Source organism: Gaoshiqia sp. US2, from assembly GCF_059705485.1.
Genome location: NZ_AP048550.1, coordinates 4,107,246 through 4,121,315, shown reverse-complemented (window position 1 = coordinate 4,121,315; position 14,070 = coordinate 4,107,246). Strand labels below are relative to the sequence as shown.

Annotated in this window: 10 protein-coding genes; 6 read left to right on the top strand and 4 right to left on the bottom strand. The window is 42.9% G+C overall.

The features are described 5' to 3' along the window. Nucleotides 1–29: 29 nt before the first annotated feature. Complete coding sequence (locus AC6H3C_RS16380; protein ID WP_497516490.1) at nt 30–1,052, bottom strand: LacI family DNA-binding transcriptional regulator; 1,023 nt, start codon at nt 1,050–1,052, stop codon at nt 30–32. 230 nt (nt 1,053–1,282) lie between these two features. Between AC6H3C_RS16380 and AC6H3C_RS16375 the strand changes: the two genes are divergently transcribed. Beyond that, nucleotides 1,283–2,464: a sodium:solute symporter family protein gene (locus AC6H3C_RS16375; RefSeq protein ID WP_497516489.1), complete on the top strand. Its 1,182-nt coding sequence runs from the start codon at nt 1,283–1,285 to the stop codon at nt 2,462–2,464. Here AC6H3C_RS16375 and AC6H3C_RS16370 read toward each other — a convergent pair. Beyond that, nucleotides 2,376–2,609, bottom strand: a complete 234-nt coding sequence (locus AC6H3C_RS16370; protein ID WP_497516488.1) for a transposase — start codon at nt 2,607–2,609, stop codon at nt 2,376–2,378. The two genes, AC6H3C_RS16375 and AC6H3C_RS16370, sit on opposite strands and share 89 nt — an antisense overlap. 122 nt (nt 2,610–2,731) lie before the next feature. Here AC6H3C_RS16370 and AC6H3C_RS16365 point away from each other — a divergent pair, with 122 nt between their 5' ends. Continuing rightward, a complete protein-coding gene (locus tag AC6H3C_RS16365; protein ID WP_497516487.1) occupies nt 2,732–4,186 on the top strand; it encodes a sulfatase family protein in 1,455 nt (484 codons plus the stop codon). Nucleotides 4,187–4,428: 242 nt separating this feature from the next. Here AC6H3C_RS16365 and AC6H3C_RS16360 read toward each other — a convergent pair whose 3' ends face one another. Further along, the gene (locus AC6H3C_RS16360) at nt 4,429–4,650 is read right to left on the bottom strand and encodes a hypothetical protein (RefSeq protein WP_497516485.1); all 222 of its coding nucleotides are present in this window, start codon (nt 4,648–4,650) and stop codon (nt 4,429–4,431) included. A 166-nt stretch (nt 4,651–4,816) separates the two neighbouring features. Further along, on the bottom strand, nt 4,817–5,059 hold the full coding sequence (locus tag AC6H3C_RS16355) for a LacI family DNA-binding transcriptional regulator (protein ID WP_497516484.1): 243 nt from the start codon (nt 5,057–5,059) through the stop codon (nt 4,817–4,819). A 164-nt stretch (nt 5,060–5,223) separates the two neighbouring features. Here AC6H3C_RS16355 and AC6H3C_RS16350 point away from each other — a divergent pair, with 164 nt between their 5' ends. From AC6H3C_RS16350 to AC6H3C_RS16335, 4 genes are read left to right on the top strand one after another with little or no spacing between them, the layout of a single operon-like run. Next, a complete protein-coding gene (locus tag AC6H3C_RS16350) occupies nt 5,224–6,885 on the top strand; it encodes a sodium:solute symporter family protein (RefSeq protein WP_497516482.1) in 1,662 nt (553 codons plus the stop codon). Nucleotides 6,886–6,888: 3 nt separating this feature from the next. After that, nucleotides 6,889–9,168 (top strand): FAD-dependent oxidoreductase, encoded by a 2,280-nt coding sequence (locus tag AC6H3C_RS16345; protein ID WP_497516481.1) that lies wholly within the window; start codon nt 6,889–6,891, stop codon nt 9,166–9,168. Nucleotides 9,169–9,197: 29 nt separating this feature from the next. Then, nucleotides 9,198–12,242, top strand: coding sequence for a SusC/RagA family TonB-linked outer membrane protein (locus AC6H3C_RS16340; RefSeq protein ID WP_497516480.1), 3,045 nt, complete (start codon nt 9,198–9,200; stop codon nt 12,240–12,242). Between the two features lie 11 nt (nt 12,243–12,253). Beyond that, nucleotides 12,254–14,047: a RagB/SusD family nutrient uptake outer membrane protein gene (locus AC6H3C_RS16335; RefSeq protein WP_497521272.1), complete on the top strand. Its 1,794-nt coding sequence runs from the start codon at nt 12,254–12,256 to the stop codon at nt 14,045–14,047. Nucleotides 14,048–14,070 lie beyond the last annotated feature (23 nt).

The window sequence follows — 14,070 nt, the reverse complement described above, 5'->3', positions numbered from 1 at the left end:
GGCTTTAATAAGTTATGGGGTCAGCAGGATTACTTGCCTTTTAAATGGACAGAAGATTCCCTGACGTTGAGCTTTCCATTTAAAACAATCGTTTGAGGGACGAATATTCCGTTGTTCTCAATTTGATCCAACAAAAGTCTCGCCGCCGTTTGCCCGATTTCAAAAGTTGGCTGGGAAACGCTGGTTAATGGCGGGTCAATCAGTGAAGCTGTTTCGGTTTCGGTAAAACCGACAATTCCAATTTCATCCGGAACTTTCATCCCATATTTCTTCAACATCTTTAGCGCCCCGATTGCACATGGATCGTTAACGGCAAATATGGCGTCAGGTAACTGATTGGCCTCAATTAAATCTTTAACGGCCTTTTCCCCGTTTTCTTTTAAGAGCCCGGTATCAATTATTTGGCTGTCATGAACTTTCATTTTATATTTTCTGTGTGCATCTACAAATCCTTTGATGCGGTTTGCACATAAAGCGAGTTTCCTTGGGCCTGCAAAATGATAAATATTTTTATAGCCTTGCAGTACCAGGTGTTCAGTGGCGAAGAAAGCCCATTTGTAATCATCAAAAACTACTTTGGAACATTCCAGTTCATCGTTTGCCCGGTTAAATAACACGATTGGAAATCCATCTTCAATCATTTTTTTGTAATAATCAGTATTACTTGTTTCGTGTGTTAAGGATAGGATTATTCCATCCACCATGTTATTTTCCAAGGTTTTGATATTTTCCAGTTCTGTTTCAAAATTCTCATTCGATTGCATAATCAAAACCTGATAACCTTTTTTTAAAAGTATGTCCTGGATACCGATGATCACATGAGGGAAAAACGGTGTGATAAATTCCGGAACAACCACCCCGATATTAAAACTCCGTTGCGAAAGGAGTTTCCTGGCTATCGGGTTGGGATGGTACCCCATCTCCCTGGCTTTTGCCAAAATCAATTCCCTGGTTTCCTTATTGACATCATATTTGTCGTTAAATGCTTTTGAAACAGTAGATATTGATATGTTCAAAGCTTTTGCAACATCTTTAATGGTTATGAATTTCATACTATAATAATTTGTTTTTTAATGGCAGTATGGAACTCCATGTTGCTGAAAATTATTATCATACCCTTGAGTGTTGTGAAGCAACATGTTCGTTTCATTTTATCCGGATTGTCAAGACAAATATAATAACTTTCGTCGAAAACGTTTTCGAAAAATTTGGATGTTAAAAATTTGCTAGAATTTCATCCTACTTGTTATTTTGCTGGAAAATAATTGAAAAACCTAACTAAATGAGCAGGATAGATATTAGTGTGATCTTGATTTTTTCCCTTCTTGTTTTCACCTGTGGAATGTTATTTTCCAAGTCGGGCAAAAGCATGAAGTCCTTCTTTGCCGCGGGGGGGGCATTGCCCTGGTGGATGAGCGGGTTGTCCTTGTTCATGAGTTTCTTTTCGGCAGGAACGTTTGTGGTTTGGGGCTCCATCGCGTATAGCAGCGGGTGGGTGGCTGTAACCATACAATGGACGATGAGCATGGCCGGTTTTGTTATCGGCTTTGTGATCGCCCCGAAATGGAGGAAAACAAACTCCCTGACAGCGGCCGAATTTATCACTAACAGGCTGGGTTACAATACCCAAAAAATTTATACCTGGCTGTTTTTGTTGATATCCCTTTTTACCACGGGAAACTTTTTGTACCCGGTGGCAAAAATTGTAGAGGTTTCAACCGGCATCCCGATAACCGCGAGCATCATTTTTTTAGGTGTTCTTATTATAATATACACGGCAGTCGGCGGGTTGTGGGCTGTTATTGTTACGGACGTATTGCAATTCGTTGTGCTCACGGCAGTGGTATTGATCGTGGTTCCGTTGTCATTCAACAAAATAGGTGGAATGGGAAACTTCATCTCCGGGACGCCCGAGGGTTTTTTCTCTTTTGTTGATAGCGAATACACCGGTGGGTTTTTGATTGCCTTTGGGCTGTATAACCTTTTTTTTATTGCCGGCAACTGGGCCTATGTACAACGTTACACGAGCGTTGCCACTCCGGGAGATGCAAAAAAAGTGGGTTGGATATTCGGCGCTTTGTATGCCGTTAGCCCCGTGATCTGGATGCTGCCCCCTATGATTTACCGCGTTTTGAACCCGGGCCTCGAGGGACTTGCCGATGAGGGGGCTTATCTGTTGATGTGCAAGGAAGTCTTGCCTGCAGGCATGTTGGGCCTGATGCTGGCAGGGATGGTTTTCGCCACCTCAAGCTCGGTGAATACCACGTTGAATATTTCGGCCGGTGTGCTGGCAAATGATGTCTACAAACACTTCTTTCCCCAAACAAGCAATCGCCATTTGATAAATCAAGCTTTGATTTATTGTTTTTCAAAAGTTATATCCAACAAGATTTCCATGCGTCATCTTCACACCATTTACGGTAATGACCAAAAACAGTTTTGTAATGCAATACCGTATGGCTAAACAAACTTTCAACGGGCAAGTATTCCCACTGGACTCCTGTTTTAAGCTTATATAATATAGCATTAACAATCTCGTAAAGAGGCGCTTTGGGTTTAAAGCCTCTTTTTGTCTCTGGTAAATAGGGTACAATTTCTAATTCTATCATATCTTTTGTTTAGTACTTGGTACATTGGGTTGTGGTTTTATGTTTCGCAATACAAATTTCTGCAACCCTATCTTTTTTCAAAAAAAAAGTCAAGATGAGTTCGATTTAAAAACATATGAATTATGAAAAAATTAGCTTCCTTTTTAATTGGCAGTTCACTCTTTTTCGGATTTGCCTGTAAACATCAAAATTCCGGGGATGTTAAAAAACCCAATGTCGTATTTGTATTCGCCGACCAATGGCGGGCACAAGACTTGGGTTATGCTGGGAACAAACAGGTAAAAACGCCCAATCTTGACAAGGTGGCCATAGAAGGGGTCGTTTTTCGGAATGCCATTTCCAACATTCCGGTATGTACTCCGGCCAGGGCGTCGTTGATGACAGGACAATATCCATTGACACATGGCCTCTTCTATAATGACAAGCCGCTGGCAACCGATGCCATCTGCCTGGCCGAGGTGTATAAAGAAAACGGGTATCAAACCGGCTACATTGGTAAATGGCACATCAACGGGCACGACCACCAAACCTCGTTTTTGGAAGGCAGGAATTTGCCAGTTCCTGTAGAGCGCAGGCAGGGGTTTGATTTCTGGAAAGCGCACGAGTGTCCCCACGATTATAACAACTCGGTTTACTTTAACGAGGAAAACGTGGAACACAAATGGGAAGGGTACGATGCCATTGCCCAAACTAAAGAAGCTGTCAGCTACATTAAAACCCACAAAGATGATCCATTTCTGCTTTTTCTTTCCTGGGGGCCACCCCATGCACCTTATAAAACTGCCCCCGAAGAATTTCAGGAACTATATGAAGATTTGGAAATAGAACTCCGGCCTAATGTACCTGATGAATATGCGGATAAAGCTACTGAATGGCTACGGGGTTACTATGCTCATATTGCTGCATTGGATCGGTGCATAGGTGAGTTGCAAAATGCCATACGGGAAGCGGGGATTGAAGAAAACACCATTTTTGTGTTCACTTCCGATCACGGGGACATGCTCGGCTCTCATGGGCTTGAAAAAAAGCAAAAACCCTGGGAAGAGTCTATTGTTGTGCCTTTTTTGTTGAAATACCCGGAAAAGTTAAAAGCGGGCCAGGTTAAAAAGGTTTTTTCTTATCCCGACATCATGCCCACTTTGTTGGGACTCAGTAATCTTGAAATTCCCGGTTCAGTGGAAGGGATTGATTTTTCGGGGGAGCTTATAGGAACGGAAAACCTTGAAATAGAGGGGGCTTATATTACCTGCCCCGTTCCATTTCATCAATGGTCGTACAAATACGGGGGGCGTGAATACCGCGGGATCCGTACCGAAAGGTACACTTACGCAAAAGATTTAAATGGCCCCTGGCTCCTTTACGATAATGTAAATGATCCGTATCAGGTGAACAATCTTTGCAATAAACCGGAATATGCAGCACTTCAGGCCGAACTGGAAGAAAAACTACAAAAGCTCCTTGATAAGAGAAAAGATGAATTTCTTGAAGGGAAGGAATATATGAAAAAATGGAACTATACCTGGGACATGGATGATTCAATAAAGACAAACAAATCAGGGATTAAAAGCATAAAATAATCATGTGTTTAGTAAAATGACTCCTTATCAAAAAGAAAAAATATTTGCAGCGCATACCCATTAGTACCTGAAACCCGGCAACATTGAAAAGCATTAGGAATTGGGGAGTACTCCAATAGCACACGGGGCATTTACCGCAAAAATTGCATCCGGTAATTGATTGGTTTCAATTAAGCTTTTAACGGCTTCTTCCCCGTTTTCTTTTAAAAGCCCGGTCTCAATTATTTGGCTGTCATGAACTTTTATTTATATTTTCTGTGAGCATCCACAAATCCTTTGATCCGGTTAGCACACAAAGCAAGTTTTCCAGGACCTGCAAAATGATAAATATTTTTATAGCCTTGCAGCACCAGGTGTTCAGTGGCGAAGAATGCCCATTTGTAATCATCAGAAACTACTTTGGAACATTCCAATTCATCGTTTGCCCGGTTAAATAACACGATTGAGAACCCGTTTTCAATCATTTTTTTATAATATCAGTATTACTCGTCTCGTGCGTTAAGGACAGGATTATTCCATCCACCATGTTATTTTCAAGGGTCTTTACATTTTCCAGTTCCGTCTCAAAGTTTTCGTTTGATTGCATAATCAAAACCTGATATCCTTTTTTTTAAAATATGTCCTGGATACCTATTTAACGTGAGGGAAAAACGGGGTGTTAAATTCCGGAACAACCACACCAATGTTATAACTCCGCTGTGAAAGGAGCTTCCGGGCTATCGGGTTGGGATGGTACCCCATCTCCCTGGCCTTTGCCAAAATCAATTCCCTGGTTTCTTTGCTAACATCATATTTGTCGTTAAATGCTTTTGAAACAGCAGACACTGATACATTTAAAGCTTTTGCAATATCTTTAATAGTGACAAATTTCATTTTATCCGGATTATTGATGCAAATATAAACACTTTTCGTCGAAAACGTTTTCGACGAAATAAAACGTTTTCGAAAACGTTTTCGAAAAATTTGGATGTTAAAAATTTGCTAGAATTTCATCCTACTTGTTATTTTGCTGGAAAATAATTGAAAAACCTAACTAAATGAGCAGGATAGATATTAGTGTGATCTTGATTTTTTCCCTTCTTGTTTTCACCTGTGGAATGTTATTTTCCAAGTCGGGCAAAAGCATGAAGTCCTTCTTTGCCGCGGGGGGGGCATTGCCCTGGTGGATGAGCGGGTTGTCCTTGTTCATGAGTTTCTTTTCGGCAGGAACGTTTGTGGTTTGGGGCTCCATCGCGTATAGCAGCGGGTGGGTGGCTGTAACCATACAATGGACGATGAGCATGGCCGGTTTTGTTATCGGCTTTGTGATCGCCCCGAAATGGAGGAAAACAAACTCCCTGACAGCGGCCGAATTTATCACTAACAGGCTGGGTTACAATACCCAAAAAATTTATACCTGGCTGTTTTTGTTGATATCCCTTTTTACCACGGGAAACTTTTTGTACCCGGTGGCAAAAATTGTAGAGGTTTCAACCGGCATCCCGATAACCGCGAGCATCATTTTTTTAGGTGTTCTTATTATAATATACACGGCAGTCGGCGGGTTGTGGGCTGTTATTGTTACGGACGTATTGCAATTCGTTGTGCTCACGGCAGTGGTATTGATCGTGGTTCCGTTGTCATTCAACAAAATAGGTGGAATGGGAAACTTCATCTCCGGGACGCCCGAGGGTTTTTTCTCTTTTGTTGATAGCGAATACACCGGTGGGTTTTTGATTGCCTTTGGGCTGTATAACCTTTTTTTTATTGCCGGCAACTGGGCCTATGTACAACGTTACACGAGCGTTGCCACTCCGGGAGATGCAAAAAAAGTGGGTTGGATATTCGGCGCTTTGTATGCCGTTAGCCCCGTGATCTGGATGCTGCCCCCTATGATTTACCGCGTTTTGAACCCGGGCCTCGAGGGACTTGCCGATGAGGGGGCTTATCTGTTGATGTGCAAGGAAGTCTTGCCTGCAGGCATGTTGGGCCTGATGCTGGCAGGGATGGTTTTCGCCACCTCAAGCTCGGTGAATACCACGTTGAATATTTCGGCCGGTGTGCTGGCAAATGATGTCTACAAACACTTCTTTCCCCAAACAAGCAATCGCCATTTGGTAAAAGTTGGACGGGTTGCTACTGTGTTACTTGGCATATTAACGATAATTATTGCCCTGATGGTGCCTTACATGGGAGGCGTTGTTGAGAGCGTCCTGAGCGTGGCGGCCCTTACGGGAGGCGCGTTGTTCTTACCGCCTATTTGGGCTTTGTTTTCCCGCCGGCAAACAGGCAGGAGTGTTTTGACAGCTACCCTCGTTTCACTCGCGGTTGGTGTGTTTTTTAAATTTATATCCCCTTCATTGCTCGGAATTTCGCTCGGCAGGGCAACTGAAATGGGTGTCGGGGCCGGGACGCCAATCCTTTTACTGGCATTATATGAAATATATGCTTATTGGGCAAAAGCAGATCAAAAAGCATATCTCGCTTACGTTAACCGTGCAAGCCTACCCGAACCCGCTACAACAGAAGATGATAATAATGAAAACAGGAAAGGGGCAACCGTTATTGGCATCGGGATAGCCTCAACCGGCCTTTTGATTGCCTCGCTGTCACTTTTTGCCAACACCGAAAGGGGCATTACAGGTGGCATGGGTGGAATTGTACTCCTGATTGGAATATGGATAATCAGAAAAAATATACAAAACAGGAAAGAATATTAAATTATGTTGATACGACAAGAGAAAGAGCATTACAGGGATTGCAAAACAGAAAAGATCAATACCGAATTTGCAGTTATTGGAGGCGGGATTGCAGGGGTATGCGCTGCCATTACTGCAGCGCGACAGGGGATTAAAACGGTTTTAATCCAGGACCGGCCTGTTTTGGGAGGTAATGCTTCTTCGGAAGTCCGGCTTTGGATTTTGGGAGCTACTTCCCACATGGGAAATAATAACCGCTGGGCACGCGAAGGCGGGGTGATCGATGAGATCCTTGTGGAGAACCTTTATCGCAATAAAGAAGGAAACCCGGTTATTTTTGATACCATCCTGCTGGAAAAGGTCATTCAGGAAAAAAACATCACGTTGTTGCTTAACGCTTGCGTTTACGATCTGAAAAAGTCAGACGAAAAAACGATAGAGAAGGTGGTTGCCTTTTGCAGCCAGAATTCAACAAGGTATGAAATCAGCGCTAAAATCTTTTGTGACGCGTCCGGGGACGGGGTCGTGGCATTTAAAGCAGGCGCCGCCTTCCGGATGGGAGCAGAGCCAAAAGAAGAGTTTGGAGAATTACTGGCGCCGGATGAATCCTACGGGGAATTACTTGGGCACTCGATGTATTTTTACAGCAAACGGGCAGACGCCCCGGTGAAATTTATAGCCCCGTCTTACGCGTTGAAGGATATCGGGGAAATCCCGCGATACAAAATCATCAGCAAAGAGGACCAGGGCTGCCGCTTCTGGTGGTTTGAATTTGGCGGGCGGACAGATACCGTGCATAAAACTGAAGAGATCAAGTGGGAGTTATGGAAGGTCATTTACGGGGTGTGGGATTACATTAAAAATTCAGGAAATTTTGAAGATGTTGACAACCTGACCCTGGAATGGGTAGCTACTATCCCCGGTAAGCGTGAAAGCCGCCGGTTCGAGGGTTTGTACATGCTAAAACAACAGGATCTTGTTGAACAAAAACTGTTTGATGATGCTGTTGCCCACGGGGGATGGGCACTCGACCTGCACCCCGCGGACGGGATTTACAGCAATTTGCCCGGTTGTTCGCAGTGGCATACCAGGGGTATTTACCAAATACCGTACAGGTGCTATGTAAGCAAGGATATAAACAATTTGTTTTTGGCCGGAAGAATTATCAGCGCCACGCATGTTGCCTTTAGTTCGACCCGGGTAATGGCTACCAACGGCTTGGGGGCCCAAGCAGTCGGCATGGCTGCCGCCTTATGTATCGAAGAAAATCTGCAGCCGGCAGCTATAATCGAAAAAAACAAAATAGCAGGGCTTCAGGATAAACTAAACAAAGCGGGGCAAAGTATCCCCGGCATACCTGTCAGGAAAGGGTCCAACCTTGTTTCCAAAGCTTCCATCAAGGCTTCTTCAACGTTAAAACTCGCGGAAATACCTTTCGATGGGGATTGGATCAGCCTTAGGGTACCTGCCGCGCAAATGCTCCCCTTTAAAGCAGGCCGGTCTTACCGGTTTAAAATCCAGGTAAAGGCAGATGAAGAGTCGAAATTGGAAATTCAGTTGAGGAAATCATCGAAATCTAAAAATTACACGCCGGATATAACCCTCGAAACCTTTTTTGTTGAGTTGGCTAAAGGTGAGCAGTGGATTGATTTTGAGTTTGTAAACCCGGTGACAGAAGACCAATATGCATTTGTGACTTTTAAGGCAAATGAGAAGGTTTATCTTAAAAGCAGCAACAAGCGATATACCGGGGTCCTTTCGGTTTTTAACGGTAAAAACAAAGCGGTATCAAATAACGGCAAGCAATTGCCGCCGGACGGGATAGGCATCGAAGCTTTTGAATTCTGGATCTCTTACCGCAGGCCTGACGGGAAAAATATTGCGATGCAAATCAGTCCGGCGCTTGACATTTATCAACCGGGGAATATCTGCAACGGTTTTGTCCGTCCCTGGGGCGGCACCAACGCCTGGGTGGCCAATTTTGACGATAAGCGCCCGCGTTTAACGATTGAATGGCCGGAAGAAAAAGAATTAAGGCAAATCAGGATATTTTTTGACACTGATTACGACCACCCCATGGAATCAACCTTGTTCGGACACCCGGAAAATGTTGTTCCGCTCTGCATCCGGAATTATACGATTAAAAATTTAACCGGAGAAGTCCTGTTCGAAAAACAAGGCAACTATCAAACAATTAACACCTGGAACTTTAAACCAGGGTTTAAAGCCAAAGGGCTGATACTCGGGTTGGAACATCCTTCGGGGCATGTTCCTGCCTCAATCTTTGAAATAACCATTACCTAATTATGCTTTTAATTCAAATTTCTTAAGCTATGAGGAAAATCATTTCGTTTTTTTTATTCATGTTCTTTTTCACTGCGCTGTTTGCGCAAGAGAAAGAGGTTTCCGGCCGGGTGACCGATCCGGAGGGAATGTCACTGCCGGGAGTTACGGTTGTTGTTAAGGGAACCACGATTGGTACCATCACAAATTCCGAAGGCGAGTTCTCGTTACGCGTCCCCGGCGATGCGAAAATCTTACAGTTCTCGTTCGTGGGCATGACAATGCAGGAAGCGCCTGTTGCAGGAAAAACTTCTTTCATTATTACTATGGGGGAAGAAACGGTTGGACTGGAAGAAGTGGTTGCTGTAGGATACGGCAGCCAAAAAAGAATTAATTTGACTGGTTCTGTAGCAACTGTCAGTTCTGAGAAATTAACTGTTGCACCGGTTGCAAGTACTACAAACACGTTGGCGGGCCGTTTGCCCGGATTGATATCCAAGCAGGAAAGCGGAGTACCGGGAGGAGACGCATCATCCTTGAGTATTCGCGGGTTTGGAACTCCATTGGTAATCGTTGATGGGGTTGAATCATCTTTTAATAATATTGACGCTAATGAAATAGAATCCATCAGCGTGTTAAAAGATGCTGCCGCAGCTATTTATGGAGCCAGGGCCGGGGATGGCGTGATATTAGTTACCACCAAAAGGGGAACTATTGATAAACCAACAATTAATTTGCAAAGTTCAATGACTTTTCAGGGAGCTGCCAATTTGCCTAAAATGGCAAGCTCAGGCCAAATGGCTGAATTGTGGAGAGAAGGGCAGATTAATAGAGGGGTTGCCGATATAAGGTTTACCGAGGAAGAAGTCCAAAAGTTTTACGCGGGAACCGATCCTGATTATCCGAATACAGATTGGTGGAGCATAGTCGCACGTGATTGGTCTCCTCAAAGCCAACATAATTTGTCAATACAGGGAGGTAGTGATAAAATAAAGTATTACGGGTTTTTAGGGTATTTGGATCAACAATCCATGTTTAAAAAAAATGGCGGGGAATACCAACGGTATAATCTGCGATCAAATATTGATGCAAAAATTCTGGATAATCTGACCTTACAGCTTGATCTGTCAAGTATTGTTGAAAACAGGGATTTTCCATGGCGAAACAGTGAAAGAGAAAATTCGGTTTGGCAGGAATATTGGAATACTGAGCCTTTCTGGTCTTCAACATTACCGGATCCGGATAAAATACCTTATGGCGGGGCTGGCGCCGCAATTGGCTATCATTATATAACGAATAGTAAATTATCAGGTTACAGGAAAACCAATAGCCAGAATTTAAAGGGGACCCTTTCTTTAAAGTATGACTTTAAAACCATTAAGGGGCTGTCTTCCAAAGTGTTTGTAAACTACAATCAGGATTATAGTTTTTTAAAACAATTTAATTGGCTAAGTGATAGTTGGTCTTATAATTACTCTAACGACACGTATAAGCGAGAAACTTCTGCAACACTACCTCAATTATACCACTATGATTCGAAGAATCGAAATATAACAGGGCAGTTTTCATTTAATTTCGACCGCGAGATTGCAGAGGATCATCAGGTATCGGCAATGGTTCTTTACGAAGTTATTGACTATTATAGTGATTGGATCAGCGCGAAAAGGATAGAATACAAGACTACCTCCATTGATTACCTTTTTGCCGGGGGTTTGACCAACCAGGTTGCTGATGGAAGCGCTTCAGAGATGGGAAGGCAAAGTTTAATCAATCGTGTTAATTATTCTTATAAATCCAAATATCTTTTGGAAGGCACGCTTCGAATAGATGAATCATCGAAGTTTGACAAGGAACATAGAAGGGGGTATTTCCCGAGTGTGTCATTAGGCTGGAGGCTTTCCGGGGAAAACTTTATAAAAAATAATGCCCGTTTTTTGGATAACCTGAAATTAAGGCTGAGTTACAGTGAAACCGGCAAAGACAATGTAGCCAATTTCGCGTACCTGTCTGGTTACGAATATGGTTCTACTTACCTGATCGGAGTTGCGGCATCGAAGGGGTTAGCGTCAACAGGAATGGAAAATCCCCGGTTGACATGGGAAAATATGACCATTTACAATGCCGGTTTGGATTTTTCACTATTGAAACGGAAACTTTACGGGGAATTTGATGTGTTTTACCGCGACAGGGATGGTATACCAGACCAGCGGAGGGTGGCAATTCCTGATACTTTTGGGGCAGACCTGCCGGTGGAGAACCTGAACAGCATCAATACACGCGGATTTGAATTGACGTTAGGTCATGAAGGGAAACTGGGGGATTTTCAATGGGATATCAACGCGAACCTCTCCTGGTCCCGTTCTAAATGGGATTTCTTTGACGAGCCGGAATATGACGATCCTGACCAGATTCGAATAGATAAAAAAACCGGGCAATGGACTGACCGGTCATTTGGGTACAAGTCTGACGGGGTTTTTACTTCGCAGGAAGAAATTGACGCCCTCGATTTTGTGTACAGTACAGGTAATGGGAATGCTGCCCTTGCGCCAGGGGACATCCGTTACGTAGAGTATGTAAAGGATGGCCTGTTGGACTGGAGGGATAAGGTTGAAATCGGAAAAGGAACAACCCCTCACTGGATGGGCGGTTTAAGCCTGAATTTGAAATATCGGGATTTTGACATGTCTGCCCTGTTCCAGGGTGCATTTGGTTTTTACAATCAAGTTGAGCTCCGTTGGGGGAACAATTTTTCTGAATTAATGTATAATGAACGCTGGACCCCTGAAAATAACAGTAAAAATGTTTTAATAGAACGTTTAGGAGGAGCATCTTCTAATGGGTTATATTCAGATTTCTACTATAAAAGGGCGGATTACATCCGGTTAAAAACGTTTTCTTTGGGCTATAGTTTACCTTCATCATTCTTAGGGAAGTTAAATATCAGGAATTTACGTTTGTATGGAGCTGCCACCAATTTGTTTACATGGAGCGGTTTAATGAAGTATGATATTGATCCTGAAGCTCCGAACGGTTATGGAGGGTATTATTACCCGCAAATGCGCACCATTACATTTGGTTTAAACTTTACACTTTAATATTGGGAAAAATGAAAAAAATAGCTTTATTTTTATTGATAATTTCGGGTTTTCTCATTTCTTGTGAAGATGTACTTGAAAAGCAACCCCTGGATACTATTACCGATGTTGCTGTTTGGTCAGATCCTATATTAATGGACGATTACCTGAACCAGTGTTATTCCGAGATGGGCTTCTTCTTTGAGATGCCATATGGTAAACCTATTAACTTACTTAATGCAAACAATTCTACCGATGCAATCTCTCTGTCAGATGAGTGCCTTTCAGCATGGGGAGGAGTATCGCCAAAATCTCATTGGATCAATATTAGCGGCAAACATTTTGAATGGTGGGGGTATCCTACTGTTCGAAAGCTGAACATTTTTATTGATAAACTTCAGACACTGGATTTATCCGGGTCATACAGAAACCAACGTTTGGCTGAAGCTCGTTTCCTTCGGGCATTTGCTTACTTTAATATGGCGAAACGATACGGCGGAACGCCTTTGATCACTACAGCGCTGCTGCTTGACTCTCCGGAAGGCGAATTATACCCTAAAAGGAACAAGGAAGAAGAAGTGTATGATTTTATCCTATCCGAATTGGATGCCATAACCTCTGATTTACCTGAAAAATACCCCGCTGGAGATTTAGGGCGGCCAAGCAGGTATGCAGCTTTGGCGCTCAAAAGTCGTGCAGCCATGTATGCAGCAAGTATTGCAACTTGGGGCTCGGTTCAGCTTGATGGCATAGTCGGTATTCCGGAAAGTAAAGCCAATATTTACTGGAAAGCTTCTTATGATGCATCCCAAACGATTATAAGCAGCAATGAATTTGCTTTATACAACAAATATCCTAATGATAAAACATTAAATTTTCGCAACCTGTTTCTGGATGAAGGAAACAGTGAAGTGATTTTCAGCGAACGGTTTGATGGTTTATCAGGTAAAGGGCACACCTTGGATATGATTAATGTTCCTAAAAGTTATCAGGTTTGGGGGGGAGGACAAAAAAATTGTATTTACCTGGAAATGGTTGAATCGTTTGATAATGTTGATGGAACCTCGGGTATAATCGACCGGGATAAGATTGCTTCAGGTTACCTGTGGACGGTTGATGAGTTATGGGGGCAAAAGGATCCCCGCTTCAGGGCATCGGTATATACGCATGGTTCTCCCTGGACCTATAAGAACGGGCCGTTTATTTTGGACTACCATGATGCAATTCTGGTTGACGGAAAAGAACAAAAAAGTGGTTCTTACAAGGGGATACTTGCCAAAACTCAAAGTGTAGGACGGCTTACCAACTTTGGAATGTTAAAATATCTTGACGAGGAACGGGCTGTTGTCCATGAAAGAGGTTATTCAGATACGGATTACATCATTTTTCGGTTAGGGGAAATCTACCTGAATTATGCTGAAGCAGCTATTGAGTTAGACAAAAGTGAAGATGCCCTTGAGGCAGTAAACAAAATTCGCGAACGTGCCGGCATGCCGGTATATAGTTCGGTTACCAGGGAATTAGTGCGTAAAGAGCGGAAAGTGGAACTCGCATTTGAAGGGAACCGTTACTTTGATTTACGACGCTGGAGAATAGCAATTACTAACTTATCATTAGCTTCTCATGGATTGAGGTTTATCCTTGACGGTAATTCTTACGAACAAGGAGCATATGATGTTTTAAATGCAAAGTATCGGGTGAAGATTGTCGACAGAGTAGATGGATCTACTACCCCTTATTTTGAAAGTAAACATTATTATTTGCCTATTTCTCTTTCCAGAACCGGCGCTAATTCGAATTTGGTTGAGAATCCGGGATATTATTAACCAACCTCTTTTTATTAAAACAT

Excerpts from the sequence above, each read along its gene's own strand:
- AC6H3C_RS16380 (WP_497516490.1), bottom strand. The coding sequence starts at position 1,052 with ATGAAATTCATAACCATTAAAGATGTTGCAAAAGCTTTGAACATATCA.
- AC6H3C_RS16375 (WP_497516489.1), top strand. The coding sequence starts at position 1,283 with ATGAGCAGGATAGATATTAGTGTGATCTTGATTTTTTCCCTTCTTGTT.
- AC6H3C_RS16370 (WP_497516488.1), bottom strand. The coding sequence starts at position 2,609 with ATGATAGAATTAGAAATTGTACCCTATTTACCAGAGACAAAAAGAGGC.
- AC6H3C_RS16365 (WP_497516487.1), top strand. The coding sequence starts at position 2,732 with ATGAAAAAATTAGCTTCCTTTTTAATTGGCAGTTCACTCTTTTTCGGA.
- AC6H3C_RS16360 (WP_497516485.1), bottom strand. The coding sequence starts at position 4,650 with ATGATTGAAAACGGGTTCTCAATCGTGTTATTTAACCGGGCAAACGAT.
- AC6H3C_RS16355 (WP_497516484.1), bottom strand. The coding sequence starts at position 5,059 with ATGAAATTTGTCACTATTAAAGATATTGCAAAAGCTTTAAATGTATCA.
- AC6H3C_RS16350 (WP_497516482.1), top strand. The coding sequence starts at position 5,224 with ATGAGCAGGATAGATATTAGTGTGATCTTGATTTTTTCCCTTCTTGTT.
- AC6H3C_RS16345 (WP_497516481.1), top strand. The coding sequence starts at position 6,889 with ATGTTGATACGACAAGAGAAAGAGCATTACAGGGATTGCAAAACAGAA.
- AC6H3C_RS16340 (WP_497516480.1), top strand. The coding sequence starts at position 9,198 with ATGAGGAAAATCATTTCGTTTTTTTTATTCATGTTCTTTTTCACTGCG.
- AC6H3C_RS16335 (WP_497521272.1), top strand. The coding sequence starts at position 12,254 with ATGAAAAAAATAGCTTTATTTTTATTGATAATTTCGGGTTTTCTCATT.